At 60.4% G+C, this 17,710-nt stretch carries 18 protein-coding genes; 14 read left to right on the forward strand and 4 right to left on the reverse strand.

Annotated elements, in window-relative coordinates; all coding sequences use genetic code 11:
* Nucleotides 1-230 precede the first annotated feature (230 nt).
* Nucleotides 231-1,745, forward strand: a complete 1,515-nt coding sequence (locus JQ603_RS15855; protein WP_212340815.1) for an ATPase domain-containing protein — start codon at nt 231-233, stop codon at nt 1,743-1,745.
* Nucleotides 1,732-3,438 (forward strand): ATP-binding protein, encoded by a 1,707-nt coding sequence (locus JQ603_RS15860; RefSeq protein ID WP_212340816.1) that lies wholly within the window; start codon nt 1,732-1,734, stop codon nt 3,436-3,438. Before JQ603_RS15855 ends, JQ603_RS15860 begins: the two co-directional genes overlap by 14 nt.
* A 504-nt stretch (nt 3,439-3,942) precedes the next feature.
* Here the strand turns inward: JQ603_RS15860 and JQ603_RS15865 are convergent.
* Both JQ603_RS15865 and JQ603_RS15870 read right to left on the reverse strand, forming a co-directional pair.
* Nucleotides 3,943-4,440 carry an Hsp20/alpha crystallin family protein gene (locus JQ603_RS15865; protein WP_212340818.1) on the reverse strand — a complete coding sequence of 166 codons (498 nt, stop codon included), beginning with the start codon at nt 4,438-4,440 and terminating at the stop codon, nt 3,943-3,945.
* An 81-nt stretch (nt 4,441-4,521) separates the two neighbouring features.
* Complete coding sequence (locus JQ603_RS15870) at nt 4,522-4,977, reverse strand: Hsp20 family protein (protein ID WP_212340820.1); 456 nt, start codon at nt 4,975-4,977, stop codon at nt 4,522-4,524.
* A 626-nt stretch (nt 4,978-5,603) separates the two neighbouring features.
* Between JQ603_RS15870 and JQ603_RS15875 the strand changes: the two genes are divergently transcribed.
* From JQ603_RS15875 to JQ603_RS15895, 5 genes are all read left to right on the forward strand, one after another.
* Nucleotides 5,604-6,767 carry a glycosyltransferase family 4 protein gene (locus JQ603_RS15875; protein WP_212340822.1) on the forward strand — a complete coding sequence of 388 codons (1,164 nt, stop codon included), beginning with the start codon at nt 5,604-5,606 and terminating at the stop codon, nt 6,765-6,767.
* 2 nt (nt 6,768-6,769) lie between these two features.
* Nucleotides 6,770-7,468 carry an RNA polymerase sigma factor gene (locus JQ603_RS15880; RefSeq protein WP_212340824.1) on the forward strand — a complete coding sequence of 233 codons (699 nt, stop codon included), beginning with the start codon at nt 6,770-6,772 and terminating at the stop codon, nt 7,466-7,468.
* Nucleotides 7,465-8,682, forward strand: a complete 1,218-nt coding sequence (locus JQ603_RS15885) for a hypothetical protein (protein ID WP_212340825.1) — start codon at nt 7,465-7,467, stop codon at nt 8,680-8,682. Before JQ603_RS15880 ends, JQ603_RS15885 begins: the two co-directional genes overlap by 4 nt.
* A gap of 785 nt (nt 8,683-9,467) precedes the next feature.
* A complete protein-coding gene (groL, locus tag JQ603_RS15890) occupies nt 9,468-11,105 on the forward strand; it encodes a chaperonin GroEL (protein ID WP_212340826.1) in 1,638 nt (545 codons plus the stop codon).
* A gap of 568 nt (nt 11,106-11,673) precedes the next feature.
* Nucleotides 11,674-11,931 carry a hypothetical protein gene (locus JQ603_RS15895; protein ID WP_212340827.1) on the forward strand — a complete coding sequence of 86 codons (258 nt, stop codon included), beginning with the start codon at nt 11,674-11,676 and terminating at the stop codon, nt 11,929-11,931.
* On the opposite strand, the gene JQ603_RS15900 is transcribed toward JQ603_RS15895, so the two are convergent.
* On the reverse strand, nt 11,835-12,296 hold the full coding sequence (locus tag JQ603_RS15900) for an aminotransferase class V-fold PLP-dependent enzyme (protein ID WP_212340828.1): 462 nt from the start codon (nt 12,294-12,296) through the stop codon (nt 11,835-11,837). The two genes, JQ603_RS15895 and JQ603_RS15900, sit on opposite strands and share 97 nt — an antisense overlap.
* A gap of 1 nt (nt 12,297) precedes the next feature.
* Complete coding sequence (locus tag JQ603_RS38430) at nt 12,298-12,645, reverse strand: ribbon-helix-helix protein, CopG family (RefSeq protein WP_349630745.1); 348 nt, start codon at nt 12,643-12,645, stop codon at nt 12,298-12,300.
* Between the two features lie 140 nt (nt 12,646-12,785).
* On the opposite strand from JQ603_RS38430, the gene JQ603_RS15905 reads away from it, so the two are divergent.
* From JQ603_RS15905 to JQ603_RS15935, 7 genes are all read left to right on the forward strand, one after another.
* The gene (locus JQ603_RS15905; RefSeq protein ID WP_212340829.1) at nt 12,786-13,328 is read left to right on the forward strand and encodes a hypothetical protein; all 543 of its coding nucleotides are present in this window, start codon (nt 12,786-12,788) and stop codon (nt 13,326-13,328) included.
* Between the two features lies 1 nt (nt 13,329).
* The gene (locus JQ603_RS15910; RefSeq protein ID WP_212340830.1) at nt 13,330-13,878 is read left to right on the forward strand and encodes a hypothetical protein; all 549 of its coding nucleotides are present in this window, start codon (nt 13,330-13,332) and stop codon (nt 13,876-13,878) included.
* A 91-nt stretch (nt 13,879-13,969) separates the two neighbouring features.
* A complete protein-coding gene (locus JQ603_RS15915; protein ID WP_212340831.1) occupies nt 13,970-14,479 on the forward strand; it encodes a hypothetical protein in 510 nt (169 codons plus the stop codon).
* Between the two features lie 25 nt (nt 14,480-14,504).
* Entirely contained in the window at nt 14,505-14,684 is a 180-nt protein-coding gene (locus JQ603_RS15920) for a hypothetical protein (protein ID WP_212340833.1), read from the forward strand.
* Between the two features lie 3 nt (nt 14,685-14,687).
* Nucleotides 14,688-15,515: a metallophosphoesterase gene (locus JQ603_RS15925; RefSeq protein WP_212340834.1), complete on the forward strand. Its 828-nt coding sequence runs from the start codon at nt 14,688-14,690 to the stop codon at nt 15,513-15,515.
* Nucleotides 15,516-15,706: 191 nt separating this feature from the next.
* Nucleotides 15,707-15,934 carry a helix-turn-helix transcriptional regulator gene (locus tag JQ603_RS15930; RefSeq protein WP_212340835.1) on the forward strand — a complete coding sequence of 76 codons (228 nt, stop codon included), beginning with the start codon at nt 15,707-15,709 and terminating at the stop codon, nt 15,932-15,934.
* 905 nt (nt 15,935-16,839) lie between these two features.
* Nucleotides 16,840-17,577 (forward strand): hypothetical protein, encoded by a 738-nt coding sequence (locus tag JQ603_RS15935; RefSeq protein ID WP_245003638.1) that lies wholly within the window; start codon nt 16,840-16,842, stop codon nt 17,575-17,577.
* Nucleotides 17,578-17,710: the final 133 nt, after the last annotated feature.

Consider the following 17,710-nt stretch of genomic DNA (forward strand, 5'->3'; position numbering starts at 1 on the left):
TGAGCCCAGGCTAGCTGCAATGGCAGATTGCTCTCCCCCGGGCAGCCCCTCGGCTTGACAGAACAGGGGGAATTCGTACCAAAATGACCGTCCGGGAGCTGTTCGAGTCAAGGTGCCTGCTCAAGGGCCTTGGCCTTGTCTTCGCGAAATCACAACCAGTCAACGAGCTATGCCGGTCGGGCGGAGCAAAGCCTGTGCGCCGGCGCGCGCCCGCACGATCGGAAAGGCAAATGAACATCGCGGAAAGCAGCACCAAGACCAACGCCATTTCCACCGGCATCGCCGGCTTTGACGGCATCCTCGATGGTGGATACGCATCGAACCGTGTCCACCTGATTGAGGGCCAGCCTGGAACTGGAAAGACGACGCTTGCCCTTCAGTTTCTGCTCGATGGTGCATTTAGGGGTGAGCGCTGTCTCTATATCACACTTTCAGAGAGCAAGGACGAACTGAGACAAGTTGCCGAAACCCACGGTTGGAATCTTGAGGGGATCGAGATCTTTGAGCTAGTCCCCGCCGAACTCAGCCTAGATCCCAAGCAGCAACAGACGGTGGTCTACGCCTCTGATCTCGAACTCGGCGAAACCACAAAGATGACTTTCGATGAAGTGAAGCGGGTTGCCCCTGCCCGGGTGGTTTTTGACAGTCTCTCCGAAATCAGGCTCCTCGCCCAGAACCCGCTACGCTACCGCCGGCAGGTAATTGCTCTGAAGCATTTCCTGGCTCAGGAGCGATGCACGGGGCTATTTCTGGACGATCTCACGGATCAAGCCGACGACCTCAATTTGCACAGTCTTGTGCATGGCGTAATCAGGCTCGAACATTACGCCCTGCAATACGGCGCCGAGCGCCGCAGGCTGCGTATCTTCAAGATGCGCGGACGCAGCTTCCGCGGCGGCTTCCATGATTTCGTCATCCGAAAGGGCGGCATCGTTCTTTTTCCACGCCTGGTCGCAGCCGAGCACGTCGACGGCACGGCCGCGGCCGAGCCGCTTATGAGCGGGATTGACGAGCTGGACCAGTTGCTGGGTCGTGGGCTCGACCGCGGCACCAATACTCTCTTGATGGGACCGTCTGGCTCCGGGAAATCATCTATCGCCCTGCAATTTGTCATGGCGGCGCTCGGTCGCGGCGAACGCGCCCTCTTTGTCACCTTCGACGAGACCAAGGCGATCCTGACCAAGCGCGCAGCTGGGATGGGTTGGCTACTGGAACAGCCGATCGCATCACGGCAACTGGTCCTTGAGCAGGTCGACCCGGCAGAACTTTCTCCCGGAGAATTAACCGGGATGGTCCGCAGGCACGTCGAGGCGGACAATGTTCGGGTCGTGGTGCTGGACAGCTTGAGCGGCTATCAAAACGCCATTCCTGCCGAGCAGTTCATGCTGCTGTTGATGCATGAAATGCTGACTTATCTGAATCATCGCGGCGTTGTGACGATCCTGACTCTTGCCCAGCACGGACTTGTCGGCTCGATGCAATCCAGCGTCGACCTGACCTATCTCAGCGACACGGTCCTGCTTTTGCGCTTCTTCGAGGCCGCTGGAAAGATCCGTCGTGCAATTTCGGTCCTGAAGAAGCGCACCGGGCGGCACGAAGACGAAATCCGAGAGTACCGGCTCGATAATCACGGGATCCGCGTCGGCCCCCCTCTGGCGGAATTCCAGGGTGTCTTGTCAGGCTCGCCGATCTATACCGGCCAGCAGGGCGCGCTGCTTACGGCGAGGATCAATGGGCAGCCGTGAACCAATTCCCAGCTTGCCGGTGCTTGTCTTGGCGCCGTTCGGTCGTGATGCCGCTGTGGTTTGTAGGACGCTACGCGATGCCGGCATCGAAGCTTTGGAGCAGTCTAGCCTGTCTGAATTGGTGGCCAACCTGGACCAGGCAGCTGCGGCCGTGATTGCGGAGGAGGCGCTGTTTCACGAGTATCGAGGCGCGCTAGCCCAGTGGATCGCTCGCCAACCGCCATGGTCGGATTTCCCCTTCGTGCTGCTAACCTTACGAACAGGCCAAAACGGTCCGGCCTTGACCGAGCTGATCGAGCTCCTTGGTCACGCTACCGTACTGGAACGACCGTTGGCCGCGACGTCGCTCAAGAGTGCAGTCTTGGCAGCCGTGCGCGGCCGCAGGCGACAGCGCCAGGCCGAGCAATATCTTCGGCAATTGAAGGATCTGGCTGACACACTCGAGCGGCGCGTGGAAGAGCGGACAGAGCAGCTCTCGCAGGCAAACAGGCGGTTAACAGAGGAAATGGCGGAACGTGAACGCACCGAACTCGCGTTGCGCCAGGCACAGAAGATGGAAGCGGTGGGGCAACTCACGGGCGGTATTGCGCACGACTTCAACAATTTGCTGATGGCGATTATGGGAAATCTTGAGCTGATTGCCGCCCGGGTGGATGAGGAAAAGATTCAGCGATACGTCCGCAATGCCATGCATGGAGCGCAACGCGGGGCCAAGCTCGTTGGCCAGTTATTGACGTTTTCTCGCAAGCAGCATCTTGCCCCCGAGCCCGTCGACGTTAATCACCTGGTACGCACGGTCGCGGAGCTGTTGTCTCGAACGCTGGGAGCCTCGATACAGGTGGATGTGGTGACACAAGACGGTCTTTGGCCTGCTCTGGTCGACGCAACGCAGCTCGAGCTGATGCTGCTCAATCTCGCCATCAACGCGCGAGACGCGATGCCGGATGGGGGCCTCCTGACGATAGAAACGACCATTTTCGATAGCGTCCCAGAGGATATGCAAACCGACCTGAAGCAAGGGCAATACGTATCGATAGCAGTGAAAGACACCGGAACCGGAATGCCGCCCGAGGTTCTGGCCAGAGCTTTCGATCCTTTCTTCACCACGAAGGCGCCCGGCAAGGGAACTGGACTCGGATTGTCGCAGGTGTACGGCTTCGCCCATCAATCTGGTGGGACAGCGACAATTGAAAGTGAAATTGGTCGAGGGACGGTGGTGCGCATTTTGTTACCACGGTCGACGGACCCTGTGATCGGAGAGAACCGGCAAACGGGAACTCCCCGTATGGGAGCAAGAGAGCGCATTCTTGTCGTGGACGACGATGCGAGCGTGCTGGAAACGACGCGGAGCATGCTTGACGATCTTGGATATCGGGCGATCGCCGCTGATAATTTGGATGCCGCGCTTAAGGCAATTTCCGATCAGGTAATCGACTTGGCCATCGTCGATCTCGCGATGCCTGGTGTATCGGGACTCGATGTCGGATTAGAACTTCGGCGGCGGCAGCCCGGTCTGCCCATAGTGTATTGCAGCGGTTATCCGGATCTAATCGAGGAGACTGGGAAACGTCTAAACGGTGGCCTTTTGCTCAGTAAGCCCTATTCCACCCGAGAACTCTCCGCCAAGCTCGAGGCGATGCTTGGCACTAGCTCCATGCATCGCTCCGTTGAAGGCGTCGTCGGGCCTTCGTAGTGGCCCGCCGGAAGCGGCTGGGCTTTTCGAAACCACGTAGTTTGGTCGGATGGCCCTGCGTGAGAAGGCCTTTGAGGTGCGGTTTCAGTCGAGTCCGGTTCGCAAGAGGGCGCGAGCCAATTCGAGCTCACTGATCGCTTGGCGTAGCGATCTACGGGCCGCTCTCTTATCACCGTTCGCGCAAGCTATTTTGAGTTCTTTGAGGTACTCAGCCGCGGCCTCCGCCTGCGCGACCAGATCTGCGGCACCTCCAAAACTCGTTTTCCGTTTTGTGTCCATCGTCGAGCCCGCTTTCGAGAATTCGCCGGAACTCTGCACCCGTCATGAACCTGCAAAGAGGATAAGAGTGCTGGTTTCTATTTCAAGAGTTCGCCAGCTTGCTCGAAGGTTGGCGCTCCGAGAAGTCCGCTTTGCGCCAAGCTCGTGAAGACGCGACAGTGACAGCCCGGCTCCATGACCCAACCAGGGTTGATGGGAGAGGAGATCCTCTCCCATCCGTGCGGCTTATTTCGAGTTGATCGCAATGCGTTTCACTTTTGATTCCGCTTGCGGCAGCTTAGGCATCGTGATCGTCAGCACACCGTTCTTGAAGGCAGCCGAGACTTTGTCCTGATCGACATCTTCGATCGGGATCCGTCGCTCAAACCTGCCATAGTAACGTTCGCTGAACTTGCGATCCTTGTCTTCCGTCTCGGTCTTCTTCTCGCCCTTGATCGATAAGACACCGTTGGTGAGTTCGACCTGGACGTCGTTCTCGTCAAGGCCCGGCAGCTCCGCCGTGACCTTCACGTCCTTCTCGCTCTCATTGAGCTCGATGCTCGGCCACTTCATTGACTGGTCGAAAAAGCCGCCGCCGAATGGCACGGCATCAAAGCCGCGGAAGACGTCGTCGAATAGACGATTCATTTCGCGGTGCAGCGTCAGGACGGGGTTGTAGTCTTCGCCGCGACGCGTAGTCAGATCCCGACCGCGGCCCCAGGGGATCAGATCTGTGATAGCCATAGTTTTCTCCTTTCTCTATTAAGCAAGCCTCCGCGGGCGCGGCGAAGGCCACGCCGCGAACTCCATCACAAGCAGGCGGTCCTACGCCGCTTGCTTGTTCTCAAGTTGCTTGTGGTCGCTGCCTACGTTGACCGCAATCTGGCGCGGTTTCATCGTCTCGGGGATCTCCCGCACCAGGTCGATCTTGAGCATGCCGTTCTCAAACGAAGCTCCCTTCACCTGCACATAGTCCGCCAGATTGAACGTCCGTCGGAATGGGCGCGAAGAGATGCCCTGGTAGAGATACTGGTGGCTGCCCCTCTCTGCCTTGCGACCTTCGACCGTCAGCATATTCTGCTCGGCGGTGATTGAGACCTCGTCAAGCGTGAAGCCGGCAAGAGCCAGCGAGATTTGGTAGTGGTCCTCACCGACGCGTTCGATGTCGTAGGGCGGGTAATTGTCGCCGCCGGTCCATCGGACGGAGTCTTCGATGAGGTCAATCAGGCGATCAAACCCAACAGTCGACAGCCACAGGGGAGCGAGATCAAGGGTGGTCATAGCCATATCCTCCTGCGAGCAACATGGTTACGAGCGCCTGGGACACCGTGTCCGGCGCCCGCTGACCGGACCCTCGGAGAGGCGCCCGGTCCCGCACGATTGCTCGTGCGTGCACTAATCGAAATAGAAGCAACACCCGCTATTTCAAGGGCTCGCTCACCTCTTGCGAACAGAGCGATGCCGCACCCATCTTTTTTTCGGGGCCCGGCCGAGACGAGTGTAAGGAATAAGTGCTCCATCGCCCCGCTGCGTCTCGATCGGTCCCTCCAAGCTCAACCGAGCCGAACGAGAGACACCATGACAGCAGTGCGAGACGATGTGATTGAAACAGCGCTTCTGGAATCCTTTCCGGCGAGTGATCCCCCGTGCTTCGCTGCGCGCGGAGTCAACATCGGCTCTCCCAGGCGGGACGATGCCTCGCGAGAGGCTCATGGCTCGCAGGGCGGCGGTCAAGCATCGACGAATGGTTGGCCCTCCGCCGCATCGCAAAAACATTCTCTGAAACGACCGCCTCCCTCTGAGGTTTCTAACGCTGCCGCACGCGGGCGTGGTCGAACGGCGCGGGACCATGCGAAGGCGGATGGAGGCCGAGGATCACGGACCGAGTTACAGGCACGGAGGACGGGATGAGGATTGCGCAGGTTGCTCCGCTCTTCGAAAGCGTACCGCCGCGGCTCTATGGTGGGACCGAGCGGGTCGTTTATTTCCTGACCGAGGAGTTGGTCAGGCAAGGGCACAAGGTCACGTTGTTCGCGAGCGGGGATTCCATCACCTCCGCCGAACTCGTCCCCTGCACCCCGCGGGCCTTGCGGCTTGATCCCGATGTCCACGATCCATTCCCCCATCACATGCTGTTGCTGGACAAGGTTCGCCAGCGCGCCGAGGACTTCGATCTCCTTCACTTCCACGTCGATTATCTGCATTTCCCACTGTTTCGAACTCATGCAGGACGGACGCTGACAACCCTTCACGGCCGGCAGGATCTTGCCGACCACATGCCGTTCTACGCCCATTTCCCTGAGATGCCGCTGGTCTCCATCTCGAATGCGCAGCGCGCACCGCTACCGCGAGCCAATTTTGTCGCAACCGTGTATCACGGGCTGCCGCTCGATCTGCACAAGCCGACTTTCGAGCCGCGCTGCGGGTATCTCGCCTTCCTCGGACGCATTTCCCCGGAGAAGCGGCCGGACCGTGCCATCGCAATCGCGCGAGAAACGGGCCTGCCATTGAAGATTGCCGCCAAAGTCGACAAGTCTGATGAGACCTATTTCCGCGACGTCATCGCGCCGATGCTCGACGGAGGAGGGGTGGAGTTCATCGGCGAGATCAACGAGAGCCAAAAGACTGAATTCCTCGGGAACGCGGCGGGACTGCTGTTTCCGATTGACTGGCCGGAGCCCTTCGGGCTCGTCATGATCGAGGCGATGGCCTGCGGCACCCCGGTGCTGGCGTTCCGCAGCGGCTCGGTAGCCGAGATCGTCGAAGATGGGATTAACGGACGCATCGTTGAAAGTGTCGAGGAGGCCGTGCAGGCCATGCCAAGCCTGCTCGCGCTGGACCGCCGGGCGATCCGCGCGCGTTTCGAAGAGCGCTTCTCCGCAACGCGCATGGCTGCCGATTACGTGAAAGTTTACCAGAAGCTGCTGCGCAGGCGCCCTGCGCCCGAGCGCCAACTGTCGGCGTTGGCAGCACGCTCGGTCTCGTCAAACGGGCGTGCCGGGCACGTGGCGACTGCTGTAGCAACTCAACATGAAACGAAACAAATTGAGGGGCCACACCGAGGGAGGTGATCATGGCACCCGTCGAGGTCCCCAACACCGGCTCAACCGGTACTGCATTCACCAAGACCGTCCCTGCTGAGGACACTGCAGCCTGGGCGCGCTGCCTGGATGGCGATCGGGACGCCTTCCAGCAGGTGGTGACCGCCCACTTGGACGAACTCTTTGCTGCTGCGCAGCGGGATATTAGCTACCACGTCGCGGTCGGCGACCTCGGAGACGGTGATCTCACGGCTGAGGAGCTCGTCGGCGAGACCTTCCTGCGCGCCTGGCGCGACCGCCGAAGCCGGCCGCAATCCCTCGGTATTCGCCCCTGGCTGTTGGGGCTGCAGTATCGCGTGCTGATGCGCATCGTGCGGCAGGAGCAACTGCTTCGGCGTCTCGTGTCCGTCTCGCTCGAGGCGCGCGCGCCGGAGCCGCCCATCTACGACGATGACGAAGGCTTCTGGGAATGGTTCCAGCCGGACGACTTGGTGCGTTGGGAGGATACCCTCACAGATGACGCCCACCCGGAGCCGGCCATCGAGGCCCTTGAGCAAAATATCCCCGGTCTTTCGTCCCTGGTCCGTCAGGTGCTGTTCCTGCGGCAAGTCCATCGCCTCAGCTTTGCCGAGATCGCCGCAGGCTTACGGATTTCACGGGAAAGCTTGTCGAAGCTCTGGCGGGAGGGGTGCGCCAGCTTGGCTGAGGCAATGAGGAGGAATGCAACATGAAAGCTCCCAGTCTGGCCATTGACGTGCACCACGCACTCACTTCCGAATTGCGGGACCGGATCGTCGAGAACGTTCGCACGCGCATCCAGGAGCAATCTTACCGCCTGCTCTCGCCCGAGCATTTGCGGGGGCTTGCTCAACTCGATACCGGCGGCCCTCCTATAGTCAGCCTGTATCTGCAGCTGACCCCGGAGCGGCGCAGTGGGCGCGCCTGGCACTCGGCGTTCTCGGCGCTCACGCACACGCTCTCTCAAACGATGGACCGCGCTGGGCGCACCGCGGCGGAGGCCGACATCCAGGAGATCAAGCGCGCCCTGATCGATCAGTTGCCCGAACTGGGCCGGGGCGCCGCATTCTTCGCCTGCCGCGAACGCGGCATCTGGCACCAGATCGCCTTGCCAATTCCGCTGCCTGACCGGATCCATGTCGCGTCACGGCCTTACTTGCGGCCGCTACTGCGCAGCTGGGGTCGCAGCGACCGCATGTTGCTTGCCCTCCTCTCGCGGGAGCAGAGCCGGTTTCTTATCAGCCACCTCGGCTCGGTCGAAGAGATCTACCGGGTCGGGGGTCAGCGCATCCGCGGCATGCTGACGGACCGGATCCCTCGCGACCGCCGCGACGCGCTGGCAAACAAGCTCCTCAAGGCCGAGGCCAAGGCCCTGGCGTCGATCGCCGAGATGATCGGACGAGAGTTCGAAACCTCCCACCTCTTGCTTTGCGCCCCGCCTGACATGAGCGCTGCATTTCGCGACCATCTGTCCAAGCTCTCTCTCACCCGGCTCCTGCCATTTGAGACGAGCATCCATGCATCCCCAGCAGAGGTCGGCGCCGCGGCCGCGCCGATGCAAGAGCAGATCAGAGCCCGCGCGGAGCGCGAGCTTGTTGACCGGCTGAGCGAGGCCGCCCCAGCGGCGGTTTCGGCGGGAACGCAGGAGACGCTGGATTGCCTGTGTGAGGGGCGCGTCCTCATTTTGATCGCCGATGACAGCTACGTCGCGCGCGGCAGCCATTGCCGGCATTGCCAGGGCCTGTTTGAAGCCACCCAGCTCTCGAGCTGCCCGATCTGCGGCGGCGCCGAGCTGGAAACGGTCGACGACCTCGTGGAGGCGGCGCTTCAGCAAGCGCTCGAGCGCAACGCGCAGATCACATTCGTCCGCGATCCCGCGGCTCGGTCGGCCATTGCCGCGCCACTGCGCGCCTTGCTGCGATACTGAGCAATGGTGGCCCACATTCCGGCCGCCACTGCGTCTGGTCAGGAACAACCTTTGCCCCGTCCGGAGAAAGTCCTGACGGACGCTGATGACCGTCGGCGCCGGAACGCGATTCCCTCGACATGCTGTCCGCAGGGAAGCGCACGGTCTTCGAAGCACGATGTCCCACGGACGCGCCGAAAAACGCCGGCCGATCCCCCGGAGTTTCGCGTTTGGCAAGAGTAAGCCCGGCAAATCGAACACCGAGCTTTGAGCTGGCCAAGCGCGCGGTCCATGCCCGAATTGCTGAAGCCACTGTGCCGGTCCTTCAAGTGCACAGACCACGAGCTACGCGGCTCGCGATGGGCTCTTGAAAATCACAGTTATCAAACCCAGGTGATTCTGCGGCTGGTATTTCCAGCCGCAGAAACTCGACAACTGGAGAGTTGGAGGAGAAGCCATAAGGTTACGTGTGTTGCGCGCTCGGGAAGCGCATCAGGTCCGGTGCGAAACCGCCCTGACGGTATCATCATTCCGACACGGCGAGCGAGAAGCCGCACGAGGATGACGTCCTTGCGGTCCAGCCTGAAAAATTCATGACTATGACATTAGGGCTGGTGACCGCATTTGGTCGGCAAAATGGTCGTGAATGGCGATCGACGTCGACGGAATCGAGCACCTGATCATGAAACAGAAGGACGCCTTGGTCATGCTGACAGCATGTGCAACCGAGAGGAAGGTCGTTTGACCGCGAAAGCCATGAATGGGCGGCTTAGAGAAACAGACAGCATTCTTCGGGAGAAGGAACGATGAGCGCAAAGGAGGTCCGATTTTCGACTGACGCCCGGGAGAAAATGCTCCGGGGCGTCGATATTCTCGCCAACGCCGTCAAGGTGACACTAGGACCGAAGGGCCGCAACGTCGTGCTCGAAAAGAGCTTCGGCGCACCGCGGATCACGAAGGATGGGGTTACCGTGGCGAAGGAGATCGAGCTTGAGGACAAGTTCGAGAATATGGGAGCGCAAATGGTGCGTGAGGTCGCATCGAAGACATCAGACCAGGCGGGTGACGGTACAACGACCGCGACGGTGCTCGCGCAGGCGATCGTGCGCGAAGGCGCCAAGGCGGTAGCCGCCGGGATGAATCCGATGGATCTCAAGCGTGGAATTGATCTAGCGGTCGACGCAGTTGTGCAGGAGTTGAAGAAAAATTCGAAAAAGCTGACCTCAAACGAGGAGATCGCGCAGATCGCCACCATCTCCGCCAATGGCGACAAGGAGATCGGCCGGTTTTTGGCGGACGCGATGAAAAAAGTCGGCAACGAAGGCGTCATCACCGCCGAAGAAGCCAAATCGCTCGAGACCGAACTTGAGGTCGTTGAGGGGATGCAGTTCGATCGCGGTTACATCTCGCCGTATTTCGTGACCAACCCCGAGAAGATGCGGGTCGAGCTTGAGGATCCTTACATCTTAATCTACGAAAAGAAGCTCGCTGGCCTACAGCCGCTGTTGCCCCTGCTGGAGGCGGTGGTCCAAAGCGGCAAGCCACTGCTGATGATCGCTGAGGATGTGGAGGGCGAAGCGTTGGCGACGCTCGTCGTGAATAGGCTACGCGCCGGGTTGAAGATTGCTGCTGTCAAAGCGCCGGGCTTCGGTGACCGTCGGAAGGCCATGCTGCAGGACATTGCGATCCTCACCGGTGGCAATTTCATCAGCGATGATCTCGGCACCAAGCTTGAGAAAATCACGCTCAATATGCTGGGACGCGCCAAGAAGGTCATGATCGACAAGGATAACACGACCATCGTGCGCGGCGCCGGCAAGAAATCCGAAATCGAAGCGCGGGTCAAGCAGATCAAGAGTGAGATCGAAGAAACCACCTCTGACTACGACCGCGAGAAGCTGCAGGAGCGGCTGGCGAAACTTGCAGGCGGCGTCGCTGTGATCCGGGTGGGGGGCGCAACCGAAGTCGAGGTTAAAGAGCGCAAGGATCGGGTCGATGATGCCATGCATGCAACGCGCGCAGCGGTCGAGGAAGGTATCCTCCCCGGTGGCGGTGTGGCCCTGCTGCGCGCCACCTCGGCGCTATCGAAGTTGAAGCCCGACAGCGAGGATCAGCGACATGGTGTGGAAACCGTGAAGCGGGCAATCACTTGGCCGGCTCGGCAGATTGCGGAGAATGCAGGCGAAGAAGCATCACTCGTGATCGGAACAATCCTCGAAAACAAGGAGTACGCCTGGGGCTTCGATGCGCAGACGGGAGAGTATAGTAACCTATTCGCCAAAGGGATTATCGATCCGACCAAGGTCGTCAGGTCAGCCCTGCAGGACGCCGCATCCATTGCCGGGCTGTTGATCACGACGGAGGCGCTCGTCGCTGAAGCGCCCAAAAAGACCAATGGAGCCGGCCACACCGCTTCTGCGGGCGCCAGCGAAATGGGTCTTTAAGAGTGGAGGGAACAGCGTGCCGAGAAAGGATCGGCTTGTTCGGCACAAAGCAACGGCGCGCCAGTTTTACTTTGTCATACAGCGTGCGCGTCCCGTGCTGAAATTCTGGCTCTGCATCAGTCGACCGAGTAGGCAAGCTGGAGGAAGTCGTTCCCGAGTGCAGATGCAACTGACGAAGCGGTCAGAATCTTGAACAACAATTGCTTCCATAAGCGGTGGCAATTGCATTCCCAGCGGCGCGTGCCGATATCCGCGTGGGGGCGCCGGCACAAATGACCGCCGGCAGAGGCACAGCGGGTTTCTCTGCCCACCTCAGAGTCGATGTCGGGCGTGTGGCGGCGCCCGCCGGATTCATGCCGGACGAGGTGGCGCTGACGGTCGAGCAGAACGTCCTGACGCTGGAACGTGGCAGAAGGGAACGATCCGCGCAACCCGTTGGGCATAGCGGATGCGCCTGCGCGGGCGGTGGCGTGAGCGAGGGGGTTTAAAATCGCGAATTTGCCCCTAAGCCGGCATTGCCGTCCGCCCGTGCCGATCCAGGAAAATCCGCGTTGAAATGGACTGTTTCATGACTGACGTCGCACAGTTGAACAAGGGCCGCTTCTATTGGGTACTGGTGCGCTCGAGCACGAAAGACCCGGAGTGGCAACCGGCGCGCTTCGCCGGCGTTGCTGGCCACGGCGCCTGCGCGAAGTGGGACCTCATCGGCTTCAACAGCGACGTCGGTCACTACTTCGTCGAGGTTATCGAGATCGGCCCCGAGCTCACCGACGGTTCCCGATGGAAGCGGATCGCCGCTGAGCAGCCTGGTCGCCCGACCTTGTGAACGTCGCATCCGGTGGAAAGCGCTCCCCAAGATTTCCGAGGATACTCTCGATCGCCCGCTCGACGGCGGTGTAGGCGGCATCCAACCCTACTTGAACGCTGATGTCGACTTGTAATGCCTTGGATAGCGATGTTGTTTGCCTCGGTCGCCCCCGAGGTGAAGATGATCTCGTCCGGCTCAGCGCCGATAAGCCCGGCCACGCGCTCGCGAGTGTCCTCCACCGCTGTCGCCGCTCTGCGGCCGGCGAAGTGCTCAGAGTGTGGGTTGCCGACCTGATCTAACTCAAGAAACTCGAACATCTTCGCCCTGACGCGCGGGTCGGTGGGCGTCGTGGCCTGATTGTCGAGGTAGATCGATCGACGCATTTCAGCTTTCCGGCGAAGTTGGCGCTTTTCTCGGATTGTGTCGCGCTAGCCATTCCTTGGCGGCTTCTTCCATGACTTCGGACGCGGTCCTGTCCTGTCCGATCGCCGCCTGCTTGATCCGTCGAATGACCTCGGGATCCATGGACGTCAGGAATTGCTTTTTGTCGCCTGAAGGGGGCTTTCGCCCCTTTCTTGGAGACGGTTTTGCGTCCGCCATCGTCCTGCCCGCGCGTTGCGCAATCCCGAGAACCGTCCCATGGGTTGCAGGCGACGGCAAGGGATCGGGGGCGGCCGCCCGGCGATTTTCCCCGACAATCGGCCGCGATTCATCGATTTCAGATCCTTCCATCCCCTTGAAAGCACGGCAATTTCAGCACCTCATCAGCCGTTATATAGATACCTATTCTAAATAGGTCGATATAAATCTATTGACACGGATTAATGTTCCTGCTTTGTTCTCATTTGTAGCGTTTGTGTTGAGGTCGTGTGATGTCGGGCGTCGTGCGGGATTGGCGGGTCGAACTGGTCGAGGCGTATCCGGATCTCTTCCACCCGGTAGGCGATCCGCCCGCGGCGCAGGGCTGGCCCGAAGTTGGCGACGGCTGGCGCGACCTGTTGGAGCGCGCCTGCGCCCGGATCCGGGCGGCGGTCCAGGCCAATGGCGGCTCCTTTCAGGCGACGCAAATCAAGGAAAAGTTCGGCACGCTGCGGTTCTACTGGGATGGCTCTCTGTCTCCAGAGGCATCCGTCCGGGTCGAGGAAGCAATCGACTTGGCCGAAGCCAGGTCGGCCTGCACCTGCGAACTGTGCGGCGAGGAGGGCCGGCTCTACAGGTCCGGCAGTTGGCTGATGACGCGCTGCGCGCAGCACGCCAAAGGCCGGCCCGTCGAGACCGGGCCCGGCTTGGACAACGTCCACATCGTGGAGCGGATCGTCGGCAAGCGCCGCGACATCCGGTGCCGCCGCTACGACCGATCGACCGACAGCTTCGTCGACGTCGATCCCCGCACTCTCGGAATCGAGGAACAGTGAGATGGCGCACGTCATCAACTGGCGGCTGGACTTCATGCTCTCCCACCCGCGTCTCTTCGAAGTGATGGCCGAGGAGCCGGAACTCTCTTTCGGCTGTCCGGCATGCCAGGAGGGCTGGCGGGACGTCCTGGAGCGGATGTGCTGCCGGATCGAGGACGCGCTGCGGAGGAACGAGACGTTCGAGTTCGTTCGCATCAAACAGAAGTTCGGGATCCTGCGTTTTGGCTGGGAAGGCGAGGTCTCGGAGGAGACAAGGGCCCGCATCGAAGAGGCCCTCGCGCTCGCCGAGGCACGCAGCAGCTGCACGTGCGAACTCTGCGGCGCGGAGGGCGATAAGTATCACGCTTCCGAGAGCGTGATGGTCCGCTGCGAGAGGCACGCTGAGGGCAGGCCGATCATGCCGACGCGCGCCAATGAGCGCCTCCACCTCGTGCGTGTGGTGGCGCCGACAGTGCCGCCCGTTCGCATAGTGCGTCGCTACGACCGGGAGACCGACAGTTTCGTTGGTCCGCCGGTGCATGTCGATGCCACACCGCCGCCGGACAGATAAGGAGCATTGATGGCCAGGTTTCGCTGCCGCACCCCGCCGGAAAGAAGGAACGTTCTCTTTTTAACGCGCAACACCACTAGAGGCTCTGAACATGAAGGTCATCACGATCATGGAGGACGGCGAGCGTGCGAGATCGGTCTATGTGAGACCCGACGGCGATGTGACGGTGTTCGACCGCGACTATAAGTTCCGGTTCCGGACCGACATCTCCGGTGCTGAGTCGACATGGCAGATTCTTGAGCGGGTGGTGCCGGCCATCGTTCATGCTGAGACCGCCCGTCTCAAGATCGAAGCCCTCGCCGATCGGTGCCGCACCGGCTGGAGCCCGGGATATCCGGACGAAATCGATCCCGATATCCCGCAACGGACGCTGCGGCCCGCGCGGTTCGGCATCGATTTGATCCGCTATCCGGAAGACGACGAGCTCTACACCCCGGCCACGATCTTGATGGGAATCGAGATGGGCACGGGACCATCGACGAGCCTGGTCGGGAAGAGGGACGGAACGGTATGCGTCACAGGAGAGATCCTCTGGATCGACGCCGCACGCGAGTGGGCGGTCTGCGAGGACGGCTTCTGGTGGACGCCGGCGGAGGAATAGCGATGGCCAGATTTCGCTGCCCCGCATGCGCCAGGAAGGCGAGTTCACCTACGATGCGACGCGGCACGAATGCCCGCGCTGCGGCTCGCCCGACGTGCAGTTCGCACTCGGCATAGACGAGATGCCAGAAGAACTCATCGACCGGATCGTGCGGGCGCTGAGCCAGGCCGAGCCACTGGACGACCATCCAACCGACGAGGACTGAACCGTGCTGTTGTGGATCCTGTCAGATCTGCATGTCGAACTGACCCGCGGCTGGGACCTGCCGTCCGGCGACGCGCAGCCGCGCTTTGATGTGCTGGTGGTAGCCGGTGACCTCATTCCGCGTGCGGAGCGTGGGGTGAAGTGGCTGCGTGAGCGTGTGACCGATCGACCTATCATCTATGTCATGGGCAATCACGAGGCTTACGGCACCGACATCCAGCGGACCTTCGAAGAAGCCAAGGCCTCGGCCGAGGGCACACACGTATACGTGCTGGAGAATGAGACGGTTTGCATAGGCGATGTCACGTTCGCCGGCGCGACACTCTGGACCGACTTCGCCCTAAAAGGCGACGCGTACCGCGCGATGATGACCGCCGGCGACCGCATGAACGATTACAAGAAGATCAGGATCGCGGCTTACCAGCGGCGCTTCCTGCCGCATCACGCTCTCACCCGGCACCTCAAGTCCCGAGCGTTTCTGAAGAATGAGATGCGCCGGCCGCGCCATGAAGGCAAGTTGGTCGTCGTCACCCACCACGCTCCCCTGCCGGAGATGTCCCATCAAGCCAGCCGAGGGGGCAACGACAATACTGGACTCGATCCCGCCTACCGAAGCGATCTCAGATCATTGATGTTGCCGGGGTCGGACGATGGCCGCGGCGCGGTGCGGCCGCCGGACCTCTGCATTTACGGTCACACCCACGAGTCCTTCGACGCCGTGATCGGCGATACTCGCGTAGTGTCGAACGCAAAAGGTTACGGACCGTGGTTGCCACAGCAGCGCACCTGGGATAATCCGCGCTTCGATCCGAACCTCGTGATCGAAATCTGACGTTCGACGGAAGACGGCAAATTCGGACATCGTGAAGGCGATTGTCGTGGGCGCGCCGCTCGAATCCTTACAATGGTGATTGCATCGCCTTTCCCGCTAGCGCTCAGTTCCAAAACGTGCCAATCTACATATTCGGAATTTCCGGTATTCACTGCCAGATCGCGCATCAACACCGGCAATCGAGTCCTTGAATGGCGAAAAGCGCGAGAGCTGACATCAAGAGGCGCTTCGGTCAAAGGGTGAGAGACCGTCGGCTTTCGCTTGACATGTCTCAGGAAGAGTTGGCGAGCGAGGCAGACATTCGTCGCGCGCTCATTAGCGAGATCGAACGAGGCGAAGCCAATCCAACTCTTGAGTCTGTCATCAGGATTGCGACCGCGCTACGCATCAGCCTTTCCGACCTGTTCGAGCATCAATAGATGCCCTTCAACTCCCGCAATCCAAATAACTAGATTTTTGATAGGTCCACACTCTCGCCAAAATTCTGTTGTACGCTATTACGTACAGTACGCGGGCTTTGGGCTCACAGGAATTTCTAGCCCTTGGCAGAACCTGATTGGCTCAGCATTGCTGCGCGTGTGCTTTCTGACCTCGGTCGAACAGGAGTGCGGGATGTCCAGCGATAATGACTGTCGTGTGAGCGCCATCGCAATGTGCAACGGCAACAGGACATCAGGTCATGCGCACGACACAGCTTACCCACCGAGCGATTGGCACGGTCTTATTTGACAGCCCCAAATGCAAGGCTTCCGTTCCGGTTCGAGACCCGCTTCTCAGGTCTGCGCTACAGCAGGCCAGTCTGGACTACGCGGTTCGGTCAATCAGGTATCAAGCCGGACCGCGGCTAGATTGTCCGCGCCTTTCGCTCGCAGGGATCGTGTTGGACCGAATGGACGGCCTTTTCCTGCTGAAGGTGTACCTGGTCAAGCCAAAGCGATCGGCCGGTGAGCACGCTCGAATCGAATTCGCGTTGCGGTGCAACGGGCTTCAGCTCTTGGAGCGAGATGCTCGGGAGATTAGGACAGATCCACTGTTCTCAAATGCTCGTCAGGTTTGGGAGCATCAGCGAGATGGTGTCTCACTGATAGACAGGCTGCGGATATCGGCAGTCCTTGCCGAGTACGGGCCGCAGACAATTTCGGATCTAGAAGAACGTGCGCGACCAGATGGCGACATCCTTAGGACGGTGTGCGCGTTGGCTTGTCAGAACCTGTTGACGCTAAACATCCAGGATAATCCGTTAGGACCGTCCACAATGGTCGCAGCTGGATAAACCGACCTCCAGGTCGGCAGGCAATCCGCGATCCTGCAATTCGGCATATCGATGCCCGACATCGCCGGCTTTACGGCTTCTCGGCGGAGCTTTGCTCCAGACTCTATCAATAAGGGAGGCATTCATGATCGACGTCAATATCCGCTCGAAGCAGAAGAACGCGCAACACGCTCACCTTTCGAGTTCGGGCTCTCGACAATGTTCAAGAGATACGCCTTCCAGGGCCGCCAAGATCTGTTTGTTTCCGCCAAGACGGCAGCCCCGATCCCGGCGCGACATCCGGCGCTTCGAGATGCGCTCGTTCAGGCGTCCCTCGATCCGCAGGTGCGTTCGATCGCTTATCTTGCGTCGGCGAATGTTGCGTCCGAGCAGGTAGAGATCGATGCCGTCATCGTCCGGCGCGATGATGGTCATTTCCTGCTCGATGTCATTCCGGCGCGCAGAATTCGGGATATCGAGCAGGAAGGACTCGCGCTCATTGCGCTATCTAGGCTGGGGCTCGCGCCGCTTACCCTGACCGCCGAGGAAGTTCGGCTTGAGCCGCACTTCACTAACGCAAGGCTTGTCTGGTCTTATCGCGGCGCGCATGTCCCGATCGGCTTGCGGCTCAGCATCCTACAGATCCTACTGGACGAAGGGCCGATGCCGCTCGGCGAGCTTCTGAAGTCGATCCGCAGCGAACGCGACCCAGCTCCTGCCGTGATGGCGCTTGCTTGCGCCGATCTCATCGTCCTTGACCTTGTATCTCAGCCCTTGGGACCGAGCACCGTCGTTAGGAGCCGCTCATGACCAGAAAGACGCTCCCGAGATTGCAACGCCGTCGCGCTGCGCCAAGGATCGCTAGCGCGGGAGCGACGCCGACTGCATTTTTACCTCCGTTGGCCGTGCGGGAGAGAGAGTTCGCCGATGTATTCAGATCTTA

Origin of the sequence: Bradyrhizobium liaoningense (assembly GCF_018130825.1) — a bacterium.
In the GTDB taxonomy this organism is placed as follows: domain Bacteria; phylum Pseudomonadota; class Alphaproteobacteria; order Rhizobiales; family Xanthobacteraceae; genus Bradyrhizobium; species Bradyrhizobium liaoningense_B.

Coding starts and splice junctions, on each gene's coding strand:
- JQ603_RS15855 (WP_212340815.1), top strand. CDS start 231: ATGAACATCGCGGAAAGCAGCACCAAGACCAACGCCATTTCCACCGGC.
- JQ603_RS15860 (WP_212340816.1), top strand. CDS start 1,732: ATGGGCAGCCGTGAACCAATTCCCAGCTTGCCGGTGCTTGTCTTGGCG.
- JQ603_RS15865 (WP_212340818.1), bottom strand. CDS start 4,440: ATGGCTATCACAGATCTGATCCCCTGGGGCCGCGGTCGGGATCTGACT.
- JQ603_RS15870 (WP_212340820.1), bottom strand. CDS start 4,977: ATGACCACCCTTGATCTCGCTCCCCTGTGGCTGTCGACTGTTGGGTTT.
- JQ603_RS15875 (WP_212340822.1), top strand. CDS start 5,604: ATGAGGATTGCGCAGGTTGCTCCGCTCTTCGAAAGCGTACCGCCGCGG.
- JQ603_RS15880 (WP_212340824.1), top strand. CDS start 6,770: ATGGCACCCGTCGAGGTCCCCAACACCGGCTCAACCGGTACTGCATTC.
- JQ603_RS15885 (WP_212340825.1), top strand. CDS start 7,465: ATGAAAGCTCCCAGTCTGGCCATTGACGTGCACCACGCACTCACTTCC.
- groL (WP_212340826.1), top strand. CDS start 9,468: ATGAGCGCAAAGGAGGTCCGATTTTCGACTGACGCCCGGGAGAAAATG.
- JQ603_RS15895 (WP_212340827.1), top strand. CDS start 11,674: ATGACTGACGTCGCACAGTTGAACAAGGGCCGCTTCTATTGGGTACTG.
- JQ603_RS15900 (WP_212340828.1), bottom strand. CDS start 12,296: ATGCGTCGATCGATCTACCTCGACAATCAGGCCACGACGCCCACCGAC.
- JQ603_RS38430 (WP_349630745.1), bottom strand. CDS start 12,645: ATGGAAGGATCTGAAATCGATGAATCGCGGCCGATTGTCGGGGAAAAT.
- JQ603_RS15905 (WP_212340829.1), top strand. CDS start 12,786: ATGTCGGGCGTCGTGCGGGATTGGCGGGTCGAACTGGTCGAGGCGTAT.
- JQ603_RS15910 (WP_212340830.1), top strand. CDS start 13,330: ATGGCGCACGTCATCAACTGGCGGCTGGACTTCATGCTCTCCCACCCG.
- JQ603_RS15915 (WP_212340831.1), top strand. CDS start 13,970: ATGAAGGTCATCACGATCATGGAGGACGGCGAGCGTGCGAGATCGGTC.
- JQ603_RS15920 (WP_212340833.1), top strand. CDS start 14,505: ATGCGCCAGGAAGGCGAGTTCACCTACGATGCGACGCGGCACGAATGC.
- JQ603_RS15930 (WP_212340835.1), top strand. CDS start 15,707: ATGGCGAAAAGCGCGAGAGCTGACATCAAGAGGCGCTTCGGTCAAAGG.
- JQ603_RS15935 (WP_245003638.1), top strand. CDS start 16,840: ATGCCCGACATCGCCGGCTTTACGGCTTCTCGGCGGAGCTTTGCTCCA.